This is a genomic window from Pseudomonas sp. MT3, assembly GCF_054720805.1.
Map to the genome: position 1 here is coordinate 47,587 of NZ_JBTVPY010000031.1, position 18,002 is coordinate 65,588.

At 67.3% G+C, this 18,002-nt stretch carries 14 protein-coding genes; 5 read left to right on the forward strand and 9 right to left on the reverse strand.

All coding sequences use genetic code 11. The features are described from left to right. Positions 1 to 126: 126 nt before the first annotated feature. The 4 genes from ACYCAX_RS24400 to ACYCAX_RS24415 all read left to right on the forward strand — a co-directional run bounded on the left by ACYCAX_RS24400 (position 127) and on the right by ACYCAX_RS24415 (position 4,139). Complete coding sequence (locus tag ACYCAX_RS24400) at positions 127 to 762, forward strand: sarcosine oxidase subunit gamma (protein ID WP_460249027.1); 636 nt, start codon at positions 127 to 129, stop codon at positions 760 to 762. A 110-nt stretch (positions 763 to 872) separates the two neighbouring features. Beyond that, positions 873 to 1,730, forward strand: coding sequence for a formyltetrahydrofolate deformylase (locus ACYCAX_RS24405; protein WP_294971217.1), 858 nt, complete (start codon positions 873 to 875; stop codon positions 1,728 to 1,730). 251 nt (positions 1,731 to 1,981) lie between these two features. Continuing rightward, a complete protein-coding gene (gene fdhA / locus ACYCAX_RS24410; protein WP_460249028.1) occupies positions 1,982 to 3,181 on the forward strand; it encodes a formaldehyde dehydrogenase, glutathione-independent in 1,200 nt (399 codons plus the stop codon). 385 nt (positions 3,182 to 3,566) lie between these two features. Next, on the forward strand, positions 3,567 to 4,139 hold the full coding sequence (locus ACYCAX_RS24415; RefSeq protein ID WP_460249029.1) for a DUF1993 domain-containing protein: 573 nt from the start codon (positions 3,567 to 3,569) through the stop codon (positions 4,137 to 4,139). A gap of 43 nt (positions 4,140 to 4,182) precedes the next feature. Here the strand turns inward: ACYCAX_RS24415 and ACYCAX_RS24420 are convergent, their stop codons facing one another. From ACYCAX_RS24420 to ACYCAX_RS24460, 9 genes are all read right to left on the reverse strand, one after another. Then, positions 4,183 to 5,760, reverse strand: coding sequence for a fatty acid--CoA ligase (locus ACYCAX_RS24420; RefSeq protein WP_460249030.1), 1,578 nt, complete (start codon positions 5,758 to 5,760; stop codon positions 4,183 to 4,185). Positions 5,761 to 5,830: 70 nt separating this feature from the next. Continuing rightward, the gene (locus ACYCAX_RS24425) at positions 5,831 to 7,069 is read right to left on the reverse strand and encodes an acyl-CoA dehydrogenase family protein (RefSeq protein ID WP_460249031.1); all 1,239 of its coding nucleotides are present in this window, start codon (positions 7,067 to 7,069) and stop codon (positions 5,831 to 5,833) included. 8 nt (positions 7,070 to 7,077) lie between these two features. After that, positions 7,078 to 8,202, reverse strand: coding sequence for an acyl-CoA dehydrogenase family protein (locus ACYCAX_RS24430; RefSeq protein WP_460249032.1), 1,125 nt, complete (start codon positions 8,200 to 8,202; stop codon positions 7,078 to 7,080). A gap of 153 nt (positions 8,203 to 8,355) precedes the next feature. Then, a complete protein-coding gene (locus tag ACYCAX_RS24435; RefSeq protein WP_460249033.1) occupies positions 8,356 to 9,468 on the reverse strand; it encodes a class II histone deacetylase in 1,113 nt (370 codons plus the stop codon). Then, positions 9,465 to 10,856 (reverse strand): purine-cytosine permease family protein, encoded by a 1,392-nt coding sequence (locus tag ACYCAX_RS24440; RefSeq protein ID WP_015479635.1) that lies wholly within the window; start codon positions 10,854 to 10,856, stop codon positions 9,465 to 9,467. The genes ACYCAX_RS24435 and ACYCAX_RS24440 overlap by 4 nt, the downstream gene beginning before the upstream one ends. A 75-nt stretch (positions 10,857 to 10,931) precedes the next feature. Continuing rightward, a complete protein-coding gene (locus ACYCAX_RS24445) occupies positions 10,932 to 11,978 on the reverse strand; it encodes an ABC transporter substrate-binding protein (protein ID WP_041712273.1) in 1,047 nt (348 codons plus the stop codon). Positions 11,979 to 12,197: 219 nt separating this feature from the next. Next, positions 12,198 to 13,580: an aspartate aminotransferase family protein gene (locus tag ACYCAX_RS24450; protein WP_460249035.1), complete on the reverse strand. Its 1,383-nt coding sequence runs from the start codon at positions 13,578 to 13,580 to the stop codon at positions 12,198 to 12,200. Positions 13,581 to 13,609: 29 nt separating this feature from the next. After that, complete coding sequence (locus tag ACYCAX_RS24455; protein WP_460249036.1) at positions 13,610 to 15,037, reverse strand: APC family permease; 1,428 nt, start codon at positions 15,035 to 15,037, stop codon at positions 13,610 to 13,612. A 41-nt stretch (positions 15,038 to 15,078) separates the two neighbouring features. Continuing rightward, complete coding sequence (locus tag ACYCAX_RS24460) at positions 15,079 to 16,569, reverse strand: aldehyde dehydrogenase (RefSeq protein ID WP_015479639.1); 1,491 nt, start codon at positions 16,567 to 16,569, stop codon at positions 15,079 to 15,081. Positions 16,570 to 16,878: 309 nt separating this feature from the next. On the opposite strand from ACYCAX_RS24460, the gene ACYCAX_RS24465 reads away from it, so the two are divergent. Next, the gene (locus tag ACYCAX_RS24465) at positions 16,879 to 17,787 is read left to right on the forward strand and encodes a LysR substrate-binding domain-containing protein (RefSeq protein WP_015479640.1); all 909 of its coding nucleotides are present in this window, start codon (positions 16,879 to 16,881) and stop codon (positions 17,785 to 17,787) included. Positions 17,788 to 18,002: the final 215 nt, after the last annotated feature.

Sequence of the window (18,002 nt, forward strand, 5' to 3'; positions counted from 1 at the left end):
AGGGGACGGTTCGGAGCCGCCGGCGAGCACGACACTCACAGCACACTCAGCTCGGCCCCCTCTCCCTGCGGGAGAGGGCTGGGGTGAGGGGAAACAGGCGATAAGCGCCCCCAAGGTGAACAGAACATGAGCAAAGCCAATCTCTACCAGCAACGCCCCGCAGACGGCATCCAGGCCGAGTCGCCCCTGCACCACGCCGAGCTGGACAAGCTCGCCAACCGCAAGGTCGCCAATGCCGGCGTGACCCTGCGCGAGAAGAAATTCCTCGGCCACCTGACCCTGCGTGGCGACGCCCACGACCCGGCCTTCGCCGGCGGCGTGCACAAGGCCCTGGGCCTGGAGCTGCCGGTGGCCCTGGGCCTGGTGGCCAAGGGCGACACCTCGCTGCAGTGGCTCGGCCCGGACGAGTGGCTGCTGATCATCCCCGGCGGCGAGGAGTTCGCCGTCGAGCAGCGCCTGCGCGAGGCGCTAGGCGAAGAACTGCACTACTCGGTGATCAACGTCAGCGGCGGCCAGACCCTGCTGGAACTCGAAGGCGCCAAGGTCCGCGAAGTGCTGATGAAGTCCACCGGCTACGACGTGCACCCGAGCAACTTCCCGGTGGGCAAGGCGGTGGGTACCAACTTCGCCAAGTCGCAGCTGGTGATCCGCCATACCGGCGAGCACACCTGGGAACTGGTGATGCGCCGCAGCTTCTCCGACTACTTCTGGCTGTGGCTGCAGGACGCCTGCGCCGAGTACGGCCTGCAGGTGGCGGCGTAAGAAACGCTCTTCCCCCTCTCCCTCCGGGAGAGGGCCGGGGTGAGGGAGACCTCACTCCAACCTCTCCAGTGAGAGCCGCTCCAACGAGAGAAATGCTTCGGAGCCTGACCATGAGCCGCACCCCCGATACCTGGATCCTCACCGCCGACAGCCCGAGCCTGCTGGGCACGGTGGACGTGGTCACGCGCTACCTGTTCGAACAGAGCTGCTACGTCACCGAGCACCACTCCTTCGACGACCGCCTGGCGCAGCGCTTCTTCATCCGCATCGAGTTCCGCGCCGGCGACGGCTTCGACGAAGCGGCCTTCCGCGCCGGCCTCGCCGACCGCGTCTCGCCCTTCCAGATGAACGTCGAACTGACCCCGCCGGGCTACCGCAGCAAGGTGGTGATCATGGTCTCCAAGGCCGACCACTGCCTGAACGACCTGCTCTACCGCCAGCGCATCGGCCAGCTGCCGATGGACGTGGTGGCGGTGGTCTCCAACCACCCGGACCTCGAGCCGCTGGCGCGCTGGCACGGCATCCCCTACCACCACTTCGCCCTCGACCCCAACGACAAGGGCGCGCAGGAGGCGAAGGTCTGGCAGGTGATCGAGGAGACCGGCGCCGAACTGGTGATCCTCGCCCGCTACATGCAGGTGCTGTCCCCCGAGCTGTGCCGCCGCCTGGACGGCTGGGCGATCAACATCCACCACTCGCTGCTGCCCGGTTTCAAGGGCGCCAAGCCCTACCACCAGGCCTACCAGAAGGGTGTGAAGCTGGTCGGCGCCACCGCCCACTACATCAACAACGACCTCGACGAGGGCCCGATCATCGCCCAGGGCGTCGAGCCCGTGGACCACGCCCACTACCCCGAGGACCTGATCGCCAAGGGCCGCGATGTGGAGTGCCTGACCCTGGCGAAAGCCGTGGGCTACCACATCGAGAAACGCGTGTTCCTGAACGCCAACCGGACGGTGGTTTTGTAGGAGCGAGCTTGCTCGCGAACCCATTCACGCAACGCAGCCGGCTGAGGCCGAAACATCGACAAACACCCCCTCTCCCTCTGGGAGAGGGCTCGGGTGAGGTGCTCCCTGAGCGCCCACCCAAGCACCGAGCAACATCGACAGACCGCCGGCTGCCAATCCCTCGGCCCTGTCGCGCAACACACGACATCCCAGTGCAGAACCGCGAGCCGCAAGGCCCGCCTTTGTACCCACAAACACAATGAGGAATGCGTATGTCTGGCAATCGTGGTGTGGTTTATCTCGGCCCGGGCAAGGTCGAGGTACAGAACATCCCCTATCCGAAGATGCAGGACCCGCAGGGCAAGCAGATCGACCACGGGGTGATCCTGCGCGTGGTGTCCACCAACATCTGCGGCTCCGACCAGCACATGGTCCGTGGCCGTACCACCGCTCCCGAAGGCCTGGTACTGGGCCACGAGATCACCGGCGAGGTGGTGGAGATCGGTCGGGGCGTGGAAACCATGAAGATCGGCGACCTGGTCTCGGTGCCGTTCAACGTCGCCTGTGGCCACTGCCGCACCTGCAAGGAGCAGCACACCGGCGTCTGCCTGACGGTCAACCCGTCCCGCGCCGGCGGCGCCTACGGCTACGTCGACATGGGTGGCTGGGTCGGTGGCCAGGCCGAGTACGTGATGGTTCCCTATGCCGACTTCAACCTGCTGCGCCTGCCCAACCGCGACGCGGCGATGGAGAAGATCCGCGACCTGACCTGCCTCTCCGACATCCTGCCCACCGGCTACCACGGTGCGGTGACGGCCGGCGTCGGTCCGGGCAGCACCGTCTACATCGCCGGTGCCGGTCCGGTCGGTCTCGCCGCTGCCGCCTCGGCCCGCCTGCTGGGCGCCGCCGTGGTGATCGTCGGTGACGTCAACCCGACCCGCCTGGCCCACGCCAAGGCCCAGGGCTTCGAAATCGCCGACCTGTCCAGGGACACCCCGCTGCACGAGCAGATCGCCGACCTGCTGGGCGAGCCGGAAGTGGACTGTGCGGTCGACGCGGTGGGCTTCGAAGCCCGTGGCCACGGTCATTCCGGCTCGCAGCACGAGGCTCCGGCCACCGTGCTGAACTCGCTGATGGGTGTGGTGCGGGTCGCCGGCAAGATCGGCATTCCGGGCCTTTACGTCACCGAGGATCCGGGCGCGGTGGACGCGGCCGCCAAGCAGGGCTCGCTGAGCATCCGCTTCGGCCTGGGCTGGGCCAAGTCGCACAGCTTCCACACCGGCCAGACCCCGGTGATGAAGTACAACCGCCAGCTGATGCAGGCGATCATGTGGGACCGCATCAAGATCGCCGATGTCGTCGGGGTGGAAGTCATCACCCTGGACGACGCGCCCAAGGGCTACGGCGAGTTCGATGCCGGCGTGCCGAAGAAATTCGTCATCGACCCGCACAACCTGTTCCGCGCCGCCTGACGGTGCACCCGCCCCCCGGCCGCGACTCCACTTCCGCGGCCGTCTCTCCAGGGGAGCCGCAAGGCTCCCTTTTTTTGCCCATACGCCACGCGTTCCCAGGCGTACCGCAAGTCACGGACGGATCCAGCTTGCTCGCGAACCGCCAAGCTGCGGAGCCTGTTCGCGAGCAAGCTCGCTCCTACGAAAGGCGCAAGATCACAGTTTCGGCACAGGGCACAGTCGAAGTCGCCGTCCTGGCAATCGAGAGTGTCCGCAACTCTTCGATGCGGCACTCGGTCATCACCTTCAGGCGGCGGCAGCCGGACTCTCTAGCGCAAGGCAGTATCGAGCCGCGCGGCAGGCAGTCTCGGGCTAAACTGGAAACTCCCTTGCCCTGGAGAACACCATGTCGCTGACCCATCTGCTCGTTCCGACCTTCACCCGGATGCTCACCAACCTCGGGCAATGGCTCGACAAGGCCGAGGCGCACCAGAGGGCCACGGGCGGTGATGTCGAAGCGCTGATGTCGATGCGGCTGGCGGCGGACATGTACCCGCTGGCGTCACAGGTGCGCTTCACCTGCTTCCAGGCGCTGGAACCGACCTATCGGCTTCGTGGCCTGGCCATTCCCGAGCACTGGCTGGGCGTGCGCCAGGACGGCTGGGAAGCGAACGAACGGCCGGGTTCGCCGGACGACGCACGGGGCTGCGTTGCCGAGGCGCTGGCGGTGCTCGGCGACCTGCAACCCACGGCACTGGATGGCGAGTCCCCATCGGCGATCGCGCTGGACCTGCCCAACGGCATCGTGTTCGACCTGACCCGCGAGCAGTACGCGCGCGACTGGGCGCTACCGCAGTTCTACTTCCACTGCGTCACCGCCTACGCGATCCTGCGCCACCACGGCATCGAGCTCGGCAAGGCCGACTATGTGGCGCACATGCTGGCCTTCATCCGGCCAGGCTCGATGCCCCAGGGCTGAAGCCAGGCTGCGGCGCCCAGCCCCTTCGCCTCGATCCGTGGGCCTAGTTCACCCGGCGGCTGCAACCCACCCAGTACGGCTCCCGCAGCGCCCGGCGCAGCAGCTTGCCGGCCGGATTGCGCGGCATGGCGTCGATGAAGTCGATGCTCTTGGGCACCTTGAAGCCCGCGATGCGTTCACGCGCCCAGCCCAGGATACCGTCGACGTCCGCCGCCACGCCCGGACGCAGCACCACCATCGCCTTGACCGCCTCGCCCCAGCGCTCGTCGGGCACGCCGATCACGGCCACGTCGGCAACGGCCGGGTGACCGTAGATGGCGCTCTCCACTTCGGCCGGATAGATGTTTTCCCCGCCGCTGATGATCATGTCCTTGACCCGGTCGTGGATGTAGAGATAGCCGTCCGCGTCCATGTAGCCGGCATCGCCGCTGCGCAGCCAGCCGTCGGCGTCGAGGGTGCGGGCGGTGTCTTCCTCCTGCTTCCAGTAGCCGGCCATGTTCTGCGGCGAGCGGATCACCACTTCGCCCACCTCTCCGGCCGGCAGCCTCTGGCCGTCCGGCCCGACCACCGCCACCTCGCTGCCGGGCATGGCCTTGCCGGCGGCGCGCATGCGCGGGACATCGGCGGGCGTGTGGTCTTCCGGCGGCAGCGCCACGATGGTGCCGGTGGTCTCCGTCATGCCGTACTGCTGCACGAAGCCACAGCCGAAGACCGCCATGCCCTCGCGCAGCAACGCGGCGGGGATCGGCGACGAGCCGTACAGCATGTGCTTGAGACGCGAATAGTCCACCTGCCGCGCACGCGGGTCGCGCAGTACGATCTGCATGGCCGCCGGCACCATGAACAACTTGCTGATGCGGTCGTGCTCGATGTAGTCGAGCACCTTGCTCGGATCGAACTCGCGCGCCACGACCCCCTTGCAACCGACCAGGACGCCACGCACGCCCCAACCCGAGCCGCCGATATGCGCCACCGGCATGGCCACCAGAGAGACGTCGTCGTCGCTCCATTGCGACCAGTCCGCTCCGTCGTGCAGGGCGATCTCGGTACCGCAGGTCAGGTTGCGATGCATCAGCATCACGCCCTTGGGACGTCCGGTCGTACCCGACGTATAGAGTTGCAGCACCACGTCGTTGGGCTGCGCTTCATGCGTCGGCGGGGTATCCGGGCAGGCGTCGCGCCAGTCCGGATAGGCCGGCCAATCAGCTTCTCCGCCCTCCATCGCCACCGCGCGACGCACCAGCGGCAGCGCTGGCAGCAGGCCGCGCACCAGCGCCGATGACTCCGTGCCGACGAAAACCAGCGTCGCGTCGCAATGCGAGACGATGTACTGGATCTCGGGCCCCGCCAGCCGCCAGCTCACCGGCGTGATGACGGCGCCCATCTTGGCCGCGCCAAAGAACAGCTCGAAATAGTGGTCGCTGTTCTTGCCGACATAGGCGATACGGTCGCCGGCCTTCACGCCGTCGGCCAGCAAGGCCTGCGCAACGCGATCGGTATGCCGGTCGAAATCGCCAAAGGTGGTCTCGCGGCCTTCGAAGGCATATGCAATGGCCCCGGCCCGCTCCCGGGCGAAGTGGCGAATCGCGCTGGACAACGTCGCGAGGTATTCCGTCTTCATGAACCTTGCCTCCTGTTCTGATTTTTGTAGAGAGGGTGGGTAACGATGCCAAGGGGGCTGATGGGTGCGCTCAGAGCTGCAGGACCTGTCGCGCGATGATGTTGCGCTGGATCTCGCTGGAACCACCGTAGATCGATGCCTTGCGATAGTTGAAGTAGCGCGGCGCGACCGGCGCGGCATCGTCCGGCCCCAGGCGCGGGCTGGCGGCGCGCCCCTGGATCTCGGCCCAGGTGTCCCGTACGAATGGCAGCGCATAAGGCCCGAGCGCATCGACGGCCAGCTCGGAGATGGCCTGGGCCGTCTCGGTGCCGACCACCTTGATCATGCTCGAGGCCGCGCCGATAGACGCGCCCGAGGCCACGCCGGAGAACAGCCGTTGCTCGGTCGCCTCGGCCGCCGCCACGCGCACATGCATGGCGCCCAGCCGTTGCCGGAAGACGGGATCGTCGATCAGCCGTCCGTTGCCCTCTTCACCGGGCTGCGCGGCGGCAATCGCCGCCACCTTGTCCAGCTGCCGGCGCAGCATCGGCGCATAGCTGCCGCCACGCTCGAACTCGAGCAGGTACTTGGCGACGGCCCAGCCCATGCCTTCCTCGCCGAGGCGTTGCGTGACCGGTACGCGCACGTCGTCGAAGAAGACTTGGTTGACCTCCTGCTGGCCTTCCATCGGGCCGTCGAGCGTGGGCAGTGCCGAGATGGTGATACCGGGCGTGCGCATGTCGAGCAGCAGGAATGTAATGCCCTCCTGCGGCCTGCCCTCGCGCGAGGTGCGCACCAGGCAGAACATCCAGTCGGCCCACTGCGCGTGCGTCGTCCAGATCTTCGAACCGTTCAGGACGTAGTACTCGCCGTTCGCATCGGCACCACGCGTCGCGCGCATCTGCAACGAAGCCAGGTCGGAGCCGGCGTTCGGCTCGGAATAGCCCTGGCACCACAAGTCGTCGGCCGAGAGGATGCGCGGCAGGAAGCGGGCCTGCTGCTCGGGGGTGCCGTATTTCATGATGACCGGCGCCACCATCTTCAGTCCCATCGGCGACACCGGCGGGCAACCGGCGGCGGCCAGTTCGCTCTGGAAGAGATGACGTTGCGTGGGCGTCCAGCCGGGGCCGCCATGCGCCTGCGGCCAGTTCGGCGCCGCCCAGCCGCGCGCGTGCAGTGCCTTCTGCCAGCGCACCTGTGCCGCCTTGTCGAGGTAGCCGTTCTTCGACTGCGCCATCATCGCGCGCAGTTCGGCGTCGTACGCCTCGGCGATCCAGGCGCGCACCTCGGCGCGAAACTGCAGGTCCTGCGGAGAGTCGTTGATGTCCATGACGATCCTTATACGTTGGCCGGGTAGCGCAGGTCGACGCAGCGCCGCAGGTGGTAGGCGATGTTGCCGAACTGCAGGCCGATCGCGGTGACGCGCTTGAAGTAGTGACCCACCGCCGTTTCCTCGGTCACCCCCATGCCACCGTGGATCTGTACCGCCCCCTGGCCGATACGCCGACCGGCCTCGTCGACATGCGCCTTGGCGGTGCTGACGGCCAGCGCGCGCTCCCGGTGCTCGTCGGAAACACGCATGGCCGCCACCTGGGTGAGGGCGACGGCCTGCTCGTGCAGCATGTACATGTCCGCCATGCGATGCTGCAAAGCCTGGAAGCTGCCGATGGCCTGTCCGAACTGTTGACGCTGGCGCGCGTACGCGACGGTGTCCTCCAGCATTCGCGCGGTGGCGCCGGTCGCTTCCGCGCACAGGGCCAGCGTGGCGATGTCGCACAACCGCTCGAGCAAGGGCAATGCGCCCCCCGGCGTTCCCAACACCTGTGCCGCGCTCACCCGCACGCCGGCCAGCACCAGGTCGGCGGTCCGGCCGCCGTCGAAGGTGGGGGACTCGATCAATGTCAGGCCCGGCGCCGTGCGCTCGACCCAGAACAGCGTCGGCCCCTCGGCGGTGTTCGCGCTGACGATGAAGTGCGTGGCCCAGGGCGCCCCGCTGACGAGCGCCTTGCGCCCATGCAGGCGGTACCCTCCGGCGTCGGCCTCCGCGCGGACCCGCGGCGCCATACCGTAGCGCAGCTCCGGTTCGGCATGGGCCCAGCCTACCACCCGCTCGCCGGCCGCGATGGCCGGCAGCACGTCGGCCGCCAGCGTCTCATCGGCGTGTTGCAGCGCCTCGACCGCCAGGATGGCCGTGCCAAGGTACGGCTCCAGCACCAGGTGGCGACCGAACTGCTCCATCACCACGAGGTAGTCGACGATGCCTCCGCCCGATCCACCGAAGCGCTCGGGAATCCCGATGCCCAGCAGCCCCAGGTCCTGGGCGAATGCCCGCCAGCAGTCGGGACGCCAGCCGATTGCCGAGTTCACGGCGGCCTGACGCGCATCGAACGTGTAATGATCGGACAAGTAGCGCGCGAGCATGTCGCGCAGCAGGTCCTGTTCCTCGCTGAAGCGGAAATCCACGGGGCGGCCCCTCGGTACGAACGAGATCCAGCCATTCTGTGTCGTGCCGCCCCCCGCCAGCGACGTTCGAAGGAACTATTCGCACTGCGCGAGGACGACGTCCATCACCCGCGCAGGCACTCGCCAACCGCTGGATGGCCGCAGGCGCCGGCCTCAGCCCAGCAGCTTCGCCGCCATCCGCTCCAGGGCCTGGCGCTGGAAGGCGCGGAAGTCCGCGTCCGGCTGCTGGCCTTCGAGCATCGGCAGGAAGGGATCGACCACCTCGGTGCGCACGCCGGCCAGTTCCTCGATCACCGCGTGGCCGCAGAACGGCACGTAGGCTTCGGCGTAACCGCCTTCGTGAACCAGCACCAGCCGGCCCCCGCACAGACGCTCCGCCACGTCGCGGACCGATGCGGTCATGGCGCGGAAGGTCTCGCTGTGGGCGAGCATGCGCGCCAGCGGATCCACGCCGTTGGCGTCGAAGCCGCAGGCGACCACGATCAGCTCGGGCTGGAAGCGTTCCAGCGCCGGAACGATGAGGGTTTCCATCGCCACGCGATAGGCGTCGTCGCCACTGCCCGGATAGAGCGGCACGTTGAAGTTGTAGCCGGTGCCCGCGCCCTCGCCGATGTCCTCCACCGCGCCGGAGCCGGTGGGGAAGCAGTCGGCCTGGTGGATCGACAGGGTCAGCACGTCGTCGCGGCCATAGAAGATCGACTCGGTGCCGTTGCCGTGGTGCACGTCCCAGTCCAGCACCGCCACGCGCGTGAGGCCGTGGCGCGCCTTGGCCGCTTCCACCGCCACGGCGATGTTCGCCAGGTAGCAGAAGCCCATGCCGCGATCGGCCAGGCAATGGTGACCCGGCGGACGGGACAGCGCGTAGGCATTGTCCAGCTCGCCGCGCATCACCGCGTCCACCGCGGCAATGGCGAGCCCCGCGGACTGCCGGGCGATCTCGTAGGTGCCGGGACCGACCATCGCTTCCTCGCCCAGTTCGCCGTGGCCGGCAGCGCTCATGGCCTTGAAACGCGCCAGGTAGTCCGCCGGGTGAACGCGCAGCAGGTCTTCCTCGCTGGCCAGCGGCGCGCTGGAAAGCCTGAGCCGGTCACTGAGGCCGGAGACGTCCATCAGGCTCTTCAGCCGGCGTTTGCTCTCCGCCGATTCGGCATGCCCGGAACCGGCCGGCGGCTGCAGCCAGCCGCCCACCGGGAGGATCAGCGCGTGCAGTCCGGCGGCGTGCCAGAAGCAGCGTTCGTCGAAGAAGAATCCGCTGCGACGGCTCATGCGCGGGCCTCCTTCAGGCTGCGTTGGCGCTTGCGGCTGAACAGCCAGTAGACCGGCGAGACCACGCCCAGGCCGACCACCCAGGAGATGTCCGCACCGTTCATGGCCTGGGCGGCCACGCCGGTGTAGAGCGCGGTGGACATGAAGGGGATCTGCACCAGGATGCCGAGGATGTAGCAGTTCACCGCGGTCCAGTTGAAGGTGCCGTAGATGCCGCCGTCGCGGCGGAAGAACGACAGCACGTCGTATTCGCCGTGGGCCACCAGGTAGTAGTCGACCAGGTTGATCGCGCTCCAGGGCACCAGCACGTAGAGCAGCAGCAGGATGAAGTTGGTGTAGTTGGCCATGAAGTTGTCCTGGCCGAGCAGGGCGATGGCCAGCGAGCCACCGAACAGCACCAGGGAGATCACCGCGCGCCAGCCGGCCTGGGCGTTCCACGCCGGAATCAGGGTCTGGCCGACGGTGATGGTCGAGAGCGTGCCGCAGTACAGGTTCATCGAGTTGGTGGCGGCGATGCCGATGGAGAACACCGCGACCATCACCGCGCTGAAGCCGCCGGTCATGTCGATCAGCCCGGCGATGACATCGCCCTCGCCCACCGACAGGCCGACCAGCACACCCAGCAGCATCGGCAGGATCGAACCCAGGCAGCAGCCCCAGTAGCTGGACCAGAACGCGGTGCGCGAGCCGGTGCCCTGCGGCATGTAGCGCGAGTAATCGGAGACGTAGGGCGCGTAGGCCAGTTGCCAGAGCGCGGCGATGGACAGTGCGCCGAGAAAGCCGGGGATGGTGGTCTGGTTGCGCTCGAGCAGGTCCGCCGGCAGGCCGTGGACGAACAGCAGCCAGATGAAGCAGACCAGCAGCACCGCGCCGGACAGCCAGCACATCAGCCGGGTGTAACCGTGGATCAGGCGGTAGCCGAAGATGCTGGCGATGACGCTCAGCGCACCGACCAGCAGGATGCCCTGGTTGGTGCTGATCACCGGGAAGCGCGCACTGAGCGTCTGCCCGCCGAGCACCAGGTTGGAGGCGAAGAAGCCCAGGTACATGATCACCACCAGGGCGACCACCAGCAGCGAGCCGTAGGAGCCGAACTGGCCGCGGGTCTGCACCATCTGCGGCACGCCCAGCTGCGGCCCCTGGGCCGAATGCAGGGCCATGAATATCCCGCCCAGCAAATGGCCGAGCACCAGCGCCAGCACGGCGCTGAAGAACGGCAGCTTGAAGATGGTGACCGCCAGTGCGCCGGTCACTACGGTGAGCAGCATGATGTTGCTGCCGAACCAGATGGTGAAGAGATCACGGGCACGGCCGTGGCGTTCATGGGCGGCGATGGGCTGAATGGTGCTCAGCTCCAGGGTCGCCGACGGGTTCTGTGTCGTCGTCATGGTCTGTCTCATCCGCACAGCGCGGAATGCAAGGCGAGTGCCCGGCGCGGACGCCGGGCACGCGTCAGGGAAGGATCAGCGTGCGGCCCAGGCGTTGAAGCGCTGTTCCAGCTCTTCGCCGTGATCCACCCAGAAGGCGGCATCGACGGCGCGGGCGCCTTCCAGGTTGGTCGGCGCGGTGGGCAGCGCGTCGCGCACATCCGCCGGCAGCAGGTCGAGGGTGCCCTTGTGCACCGGGCCGTAGGGGATGTTCTCGGAGAAGGTCTTCTGGGTCTGCGGCTGGCTGGCGAAGGCGATGAACTTCTCGGCCAGCGCCTTGTTCGGCGTGCCTTTCACCACGGCCCAGTATTCCGGGTCGTAGAGGCTGCCCGGCCAGACGATGCCCAGCTTCACGCCTTCCTTCTGCGCGGCGGCGATGCGGCCGTTGTAGGCGGCGCTCATCACCACATCGCCGGCGGCCAGCCATTGCGGCGGCTGCGCGCCGGCTTCCCACCACTGGATACTCGGCTTGAGCTGGTCGAGCTTGGCGAAGGCGCGGTCGACGCCGGCCTTGGTGCCGAGCACCTCGTACAGGTCCGCCTGCTTCACGCCGTCGGCCAGCAGGGCGATCTCCAGGGTGTACTTGGCGCCCTTGCGCAGGCCGCGCTTGCCCGGGTATTCGGTAGTGTTCCAGAAGTCGGCCCAGGACTGCGGCGCCTTGGCGACCTTGGCGCCGTTGTAGGCCATGACCATCGACCAGACGTAGGTGGCCACGCCGCATTCGCTCAGGGTGCCGGGAACGAAGTTCTTCGGATCGCCGATGGCCGCCGGGTCGATGCGCTCGAACAGGCCCTCGTCGCAGCCGCGCAGCAACTCGGGGCTTTCCACTTCCACCACATCCCATGTGACCTTGCCGACGTCCACCATAGCCTTGACCTTGGCCATTTCGCCGTTGTACTCGCCGGCGACGATCTTCCCGGCGCCGCTGGCTTCGAAGGGTTTGAAATAGGCCTGCTCCTGGGCCGCCTTGGTGGCGCCGCCAAAGGAGATGACAGTGATGCTTTGGGACTGGGCCTGAACTCCGCCGACAGCGGCGGCGAGAGCACAGGTGAGGGACACACGCACGAGCAAGGACGATTTCATGGAACGACTCCCACAGCCGGATTGGCGTTGTTGTGTTGCTGGGCAGTACCCCCGGCAAATGCCGGGCAAAAGGGTTCCATCGCGCGGGCGTCTTCGCGCTCGCGGCGTTGTTGTAGAGCTTTTGTTCTTCGTAGGAGCGAGCTTGCTCGCGAACAGACTCCGCAGCGGGGCGGGTTCGCGAGCAAGCTCGCTCCTACAAAAGAGCGGAAGCGGGTGCCGTTACAGCACGCCGATTTCCTCGGCCGTGCGGTCGACCGCGCGGCGGGTCTTCTCGACCAGTTCGTCGATCTCCGTACGGCCGGCGACCAGCGCCGGCGCCATGATCATGCGGCCGAGGGTGGAGCGAATGATCACGCCCTCCTCGAAGCCGATGGTGCGGCAGCGCCAGGCCAGGTCGTTCTCGTTGTCGTAACGCTTGCGGGTGGCCTTGTCCTGGACGAACTGCAGCGCGGCGACGAAGCCGGTGCCCTGGATGTCGCCCACCAGCGGGTGGTTGCCGAAGACTTCGCGCAGGCACTGCTGCAGGTACGGGCCGGTGTCGTTCTTCACCGCATTGACCCAGCCCTCGTCACGCAGCGCGCGCAGGTTGGCCACGGCCACCGCCGCCGCCACCGGGTGGCCGGAGTAGGTCAGGCCGTGGGCGAACACGCCGCCCTCTTCCACCAGGGTCTGGGCGATGCGCTTGCTCAGTACCAGGCCGCCCATCGGGATGTAGCCGCTGGTCAGGCCCTTGGCGATGGACAGGGTGTCGGGCTGGAAGCCGAAGTGCTGGTGGGCGAACCATTCGCCGGTACGGCCGAAGCCGCCGATCACTTCGTCCGCGCACAGCAGCACGTCGTACTGACGGCAGATGCGCTGGATTTCCGGCCAGTAGCTTTCCGGCGGGAAGATCATGCCACCGGCGCCCTGGAAGGGTTCGGCGATGAAGCCGGCGACGTTGTCGGCGCCCAGCTCGAGAATCTTCTCTTCCAGCTGCAGCGCACAGCGGCGGCCGAACTCGGCCGGGGTCAGGTCGCCGCCGGCGGCGAACCAGTAGGGCTCGTCGATGTGCGCGATGTCCGGGATCAGGCCGCCCATCTCGTGCATGAACTTCATGCCGCCCAGCGCGGTGGCCGCCAGGGTGGAGCCGTGGTAGCCGTTCCAGCGGCCGATCATGATCTTCTTCTGCGGCTTGCCTTCGATCTGCCAGAAGCGGCGCACGGTACGGATCAGCACCTCGTTGGCCTCGGAGCCGGAGTTGGTGTAGATCGCGTGGCTGTAGTGGTCGGGCAGCAGGCTGAAGAGGGTCTCGGAAAGCTCGATCACCGCCGGGTGGGTGGTGTGGAAGAACATGTTGTAGTACGGCAGTTCGTCCAGCTGGGCGGTGGCGGCGGCGGTCAGGTCCTTGCGGCCGTAGCCCAGGTTGGTGCACCACAGGCCGGACATGCCGTCCAGGTAGCGGTTGCCGTCGTTGTCCCACAGGTGCAGGCCTTCGCCGCGCACCATCACGCGCGGGCCTTCGGCGTTCAGCGCCTTCTGGTCGAGGAAGGCGTGGATGTGGTGAGCCGCATCCGCTTTCTGGTAATCGCGGGTTTCACGTTGCGGTCTGGTCTGGTCGGTCATCGACATTCTCCAAGTTCCCGAGGCGTACGTCAGGCCGTCGGGGATTGCAGGGGATCGAGGGCGACGGACTTACCCTGGGCAGTCTCACCGGCCGTCTCGAGCGGTTCGGGTACGAAAAGCGGTTTGCGCATCACCAGCTTGATCCACACGACCGCGACCAGCGAGACCACGCCCAGCACCACGCCTGCGCTGGCGAAGATGCGGCCGGTCATTTCCGGGGTCGGGGACACGTGCACCACGGCATAGAGCATGCCGGCGATGCCGAACAACTGGGGCAGCGGGTAGAACGGCGTGCGGAACGGCCGGGCCAGCTGCGGGTAGCGGCGACGCAGGGCGAGTACGTCGACGTGGGCGATGATGTAGGCCAGCAGCCAGGACAGCGCGGCGGCCAGCAGCAGGATGTTGATGGCGTCCGGGTTGTCGCCCAGCAGGACGATCGGCAGCCCGGTGATGGCGGCGACGAACAGCACTGCCACCCACGGCGTGCGCGCCTTGCGGCTGAGCCACTGGAACTGCGGGAAGGCCTGGCCGTTCTGCGCCATGCCGTAAAGCATGCGCGGGATGGCCGCCAGCGACGAGTTCAGGGTGCTGCAGGTGGCGGTGATGGCGGCGATCACCAGGAACAGCTGGCCATACTCGCCGAAGGCGCGGTTGGCGAACAGGAAGTGCGGCAGCAGGCTGCCGGCCAGTTCCTCGCCGGGGATCAGCATCAGCGCGCCCAGGCAGTACAGGGCGATGGTCAGGAAGATGATGGTCAGGCCGAGGATCATCGAACGCGGGATGTTGCGCTCCGGACGCTTGGTTTCCTCCACCAGCGGGCACACGAACTCGGCGCCAACGAAGCCCCACACGGCCATCGCGGTCAGCGCCAGCACGCCGACGCCCAACGGGTTCCAGCCACTGGCCAGGGCCAGTCCGGCGGACGCCTGCTCGCTGCCGACCGAACCCAGGCCCAGCGCCAGCAGGACGATCATCATCACCAGCGCCAATGCGCTCTGCAGACGCGCGAAGATGTCGATGCCCAGCAGGTTGAGCACGGTGAACAGGCCCAGCACGCCGTAGGCGATGAGCATCGGCGGCACGCTGCCGGGGTAGACCTTGCCGATGATCATGTCGAGCAGCAGCAGTTCGGCGGACAGCGCGAACATCGCCACCACCACGTAGCCGGAGAAGGTCGCCAGGATGGCCGGGAAATGCCCGATAGCCACTTCGGTGTAGCTGCTCAGGCCGCCGGCGCGCGGGATCATCAGCGCCAGTTCGGAGAAGGAGAAGGCATAGCTCAGGGCCAGCAGGTAGGCCAGGCCCAGCGGCACGATGAAGCCGAGGCCGGCACTGCCGGCCCCCTGCAGCATCAGCACCATCACACCCTGGGACACCACCAGGCCGATGGCCACGGCCAGCAGCGGGCCCAGGCCGAGCACGCGGCACAAAGCGGGTTGTTGTGCGTTCACACTCATTCGCAGACTCTCTTATTGTGTTTATCGGGTCCGGATGGAAGTCAGCGCAGTTGGAACCAGGTGGTCTTGAGCTGCGTGTACTTGTCGAACGAATGCAGCGACAGGTCGCGGCCGAAGCCGGACTGCTTGCCGCCGCCGAACGGAATGGCCGGGTCCAGGGCGTCCACGGTGTTCACCGACACGGTGCCGGCGTTCAGGCGGCGCGCCACCCGGTGGGCGCGGTGCAGGTCGTCGCTCCACAGGGAGGCGGCCAGGCCGTAGATGCTGTCGTTGGCCATGCGCACGGCGTCGTCTTCGCTGTCGAACGGGATCACCGCCAGCACCGGGCCGAACACTTCGTCGCGGGCCAGGCTCTGCTCCGGACGCACACCGGTGAAGAGGGTCGGCTCGATGAAATTGTCCGAACCGTTGAAGCTCAGCTGACGGCCGCCGCAGGCGAGCGTCGCACCGTCGCTGGCGGCCTGGTCGATGCAGCGCAGGATGCCGGCGGTCTGCTTGCCATCGACGATGGCGCCGGCGCGGCTGGCCGGGTCCAGCGGGTCGCCCGGCGCCCAGTCGCGGGCCTTGGCGATCAGGCGCTCGACGAACTCGTCGTGGATCGAGCGCTCCACCAGCAGGCGCGAGTTGGCCGAGCAGACTTCGCCCTGGTTGAAGAAGATGCCGAAGGCGGCCTTCTCGGCGGCCAGATCGAGGTCGCGGCAGTCGGCGAACACCAGGTTCGGGCTCTTGCCGCCGCACTCCAGCCAGACCTGCTTGAGGTTGGACTGGGCGGAATACTGCATGAAGTACTTGCCGACCTGGGTCGAGCCGGTGAACACCAGGGCGTCCACGTCCGGATGCAGGCCCAGGGCCTTGCCGGCGGTTTCGCCCAGGCCCGGCACGACGTTCAGCACGCCTTCGGGGATGCCGGCTTCCAGCGCCAGCTCGGCCAGGCGCAGGGCGGAGAACGGCGACTGCTCGGCGGGCTTGAGCACCACGGAGTTGCCGGCGGCCAGCGCGGGCGCCAGCTTCCAGGCGGCCATGTCGAGGGGGAAGTTCCACGGCACCACGGCGCCGATCACGCCCAGCGGCGCGCGGGTGATGGTGGCCAGGGCGTCCTGCGCGGTCGGGGCGACCTGGTCGTAGAGCTTGTCGAGGCTTTCGGCGTACCAGGAGAACACGCCGGCGGCGCCGGGCACGTCGATGTTCCAGGCGTCCATCACCGGCTTGCCCATGTTCAGGGTGTCGAGCAGGGCCAGTTCGTCGCGGTTGGCCATCATCAGCTCGGCGAGCTTCTGCAGCACGGCCTTGCGCTCACGCGGCGCCATGCGCGCCCAGGGACCGGTCTCGAAGGCTTGGCGGGCGGCGCGCACGGCGGCGTCGACTTCGGCCTCGCCGCAGGCGGCGACATTCGCCAGCAGACGGTTGGTCGCCGGGTCGATGGAAGCGAAGGTAGCGCCGTCACGGGCGGCCACGCGGCGGCCACCGATCAGCGCGCTGTCGATGAAGGTCTGCCGGGCAGCGCGCTGCTGCCAGTCATTGAGCTCGTACACCAAGGCACTCCTGCTTCAGTCGCATCATGCGGCGACTTTGTTGTTCTGGATGTGCAATCGATGGTCGCCCAACCCCCCGCCAAGGAAAATTATTAAATTTGTCTTCGGGGTATATGAAAAAGCTGGGCAGCCTGCACCGCTTCGGTTCGCGCCGCACCGACATGTGGCGCTCCGGGCCCGGCGGGACGCAGCAGGCGGCCAAGGCCATGAAAAATGTGGTCGGCGGCGAGGAAAATCTTCGCCACGGGCGGCCCCCGCGGGCCGGCGCAACACGGTATCTTGTATAAAAAAGCATCAACGAGGCGTGCAGTGGCTTCCTATACCTTGCGGCAATTGAAGTATTTCGTGACCACCGTGGAATGCGGCAGCGTGGCCGAGGCCTCGCGCAAGCTGTACATCGCGCAGCCCTCCATCTCCACGGCGATCAAGGGCCTGGAGGAGAGCTTCGGCGTACAGCTGTTCATCCGCCACCATGCCCAGGGCGTTTCCCTGACCCCCAGTGGCGCGCGCTTCTACCGCAAGGCGCAGGAACTGCTGCGCATGGCCCACGAGTTCGAGCAGAACGCCCTGGCCGACAACGACGTGGTGGCCGGGCAGATCGACATCGGCTGCTTCGAAACCGTCGCCCCACTCTACCTGCCGCGCCTGATCGCGGGCTTTCGCGAGCGCTATCCGGGCGTGGAAATCCGCATCAGCGACGGCGAACAGCAGGAGCTGGTGCAGGGCCTCACCGGCGGTCGCTTCGACCTGGCGCTGCTCTACGAGCACGACCTGGACGCCACCATCGTCACCGACCCGCTGATGCCGGCCCAGCGTCCCTACGCGCTGCTGCCGGAGGACCACCGCTTCGCCAAGCAGGACAAGGTGTCCCTGCGCGACCTGGCGCTGGAGCCGATGATCCTGCTCGACGTGCAGCCCAGCCGTACCTATTTCGTGCGCATCTTCGAGGAACTGGGGCTGAACCCGCACATCGCCTTCAGCTCGCCGTCGATCGAGATGGTACGCGGCATGGTCGGCCAGGGCTTCGGTTTCTCGCTGCTGGTGACCCGCCCGCATTCCGAATGCACCTACGACGGCAAGAAGGTGGTGACCGTGGATGTCGCCGAAGAGGTCAGCACCTCCGGCCTGGTCGCCGCCTGGCTCAAGCGCGCCCAGCTGACCAAGCCGGCGCAGCTGTTCGTCGATTACGCACGGGAAGAATTGAGCGGGAAGCACTGAGGCTGCTTTTTGCTTTTTCGTAGGAGCGAGCTTGCTCGCGAACCCGCCCAACTGCAGGGCTGTTCGCAAGCAAGGACTGGGCGCCCCTCGCTCCCGCAAAAGCCGTCCAAACGTCCCCCACAGGAGCGGACCATGCCCGCGATTTTCCGGCCCGGTACCGTGCCGTGCGATTCGCGAGCAAGCTCGCTTGTATGGCGTAGGGTAGGAGCCTGTCG